Genomic DNA, 1707 nt, shown 5'->3' with positions numbered 1-1707 from the left:
TCAGTGACGGTGTTTCGAAAAACGGGGTGCCTGCTTCAAACATCAAATTGATGATGATTAACTGATCCACATTCTGGAAGGCGTGCTCAGTATCGCCATTAATCACAAACACATCGCCAGCGCTGAGTGGATAAACATGCGAAGCAACAAGGTGATTGCCTTTGCCACTGACCACCAAAAACAGCTCAGAGAAATCGTGTTTATGCAGGCCGAAATCGCTGTGATGGTGGCCATCAACGTAAGCAAATTTAAAGTGGGGATAGCGAAGATGATGATGCAACTGATAAGTGATACTCATGTCGCTATTTTCCTTTTATTAGTCGGTATATTGGTATAATTGCGCGCTTGGAAAGCTTACACTCAAACTCAACCAATGAGAATGCCAAAGGCAAAAATAAGGCAAGAAGAGGGCGATAGAGCGATGAGAAATCCAGCGATAGAAAAAGCGCAGCAAGCACTGGTGTCGGTGAGCCGACAAGCGGCAGCAGAAGGCATCGTCTTGCTGAAAAATGAAGACCAAGCCCTTCCTATTCAGCCATCAGAGGTGGTTTCTCTGTTTGGCCGCTGTCAAATGGATACCTATCGCAGTGGTACAGGGTCTGGCGGGGCGGTCAATGTACCGTATGCCGTTAACGCGCTGCAAGGGTTACAAGTCAACGCTTCGTTCACGCTGAATCAGGAACTGATCGCTACCTATCAAGCTTGGTTGGCACAGCATCCATTTGACGATGGCGGCGGCGGTTGGGCGGCGGAGCCGTGGTTTCAACATGAAATGCCATTGACTGATGAGGTGGTGGCGCAGGCCGCAGCGCAGTCAGACAAAGCGATCGTGTTTATTGGTCGCACTGCCGGTGAAGATAAAGATTACGCCGATGAAGCAGGCAGCTACCGCTTAACCGAACTGGAAACCGGCATGCTAACCAAAGTGTGTCGCCATTTTTCCTGTGTGATCGTGGTGATGAACGTCACCAACATTATCGATATGTCGTGGTTAACTGGCCTTGAAAACCATCAAGCGATCAAAGCGGTGCTCTACAGCTGGGCGGCGGGGATGGAAGGGGGCCACGCGCTGGCCGATGTGCTCTCTGGCGCTGTCTCACCCAGTGGTCGTTTGACCGACACCATCGCCTATCGTTTGCAAGATTACCCTTCATCTGCCCATTTTGGCCGCAAAGATTTTAATCTCTACGCGGAAGATATTTACGTCGGCTATCGCTACTTTGAAACCTTTGCCCCAGAGGCGGTGCAGTTTGAGTTTGGTGCTGGGTTATCTTATACCCAATTTGAACGCCGTTTGCTGCAGTGCTCTAGTGACGTGGCCGATGCTGGCGGCGATCTCGCCAACGCCAACGTGCTGACGTTTGATATTGAGATTTGCAATGTTGGCCAACAATTTAGCAGCAAAGAAGTGGTGCAGCTCTATGTGGAAGCGCCGCAAGGAAAACTCGGCAAACCCGCGCGTGTGCTGTGTGGTTTTGATAAAAGTGGTGAAATTGCACCGAATGGCCGTGAAAGAGTGCAAATTACCGTGCCGTTATGGGCTTTGGCTTCCTATGACGACAGCGGTGTGACAGGGCACAAAAACAGTTATGTGTTGGAAGCGGGTGAATACCGTTTCTACCTTGGGGGGAGCGTACGCCAAGCTGAGCTGCTTGATGCCGTGTGGCAACTCGACCAACTGCGGGTGCTAGAAACCCTTGCAGAGGT

Annotated in this window: 2 protein-coding genes; one reads left to right on the top strand and one right to left on the bottom strand. The window is 50.7% G+C overall.

Annotated features, from left to right (window positions below):
• The coding region (locus B7C60_RS18540) for a cupin domain-containing protein (RefSeq protein WP_245868991.1) at nucleotides 1-298 on the bottom strand (298 nt) is incomplete at its 3' end.
• A 123-nt stretch (nucleotides 299-421) separates the two neighbouring features.
• On the opposite strand from B7C60_RS18540, the gene B7C60_RS18535 reads away from it, so the two are divergent.
• A partial coding sequence (locus tag B7C60_RS18535) for a glycoside hydrolase family 3 C-terminal domain-containing protein (RefSeq protein WP_245868988.1) occupies nucleotides 422-1707 on the top strand: 1286 nt, incomplete at its 3' end.

This window comes from Vibrio fujianensis (assembly GCF_002749895.1).
GTDB classification, from domain to species: Bacteria; Pseudomonadota; Gammaproteobacteria; order Enterobacterales; family Vibrionaceae; genus Vibrio; species Vibrio fujianensis.
The sequence above is the reverse complement of the archived record's forward strand: the minus strand, read 5'-3'. Positions and strand labels throughout refer to the sequence as shown.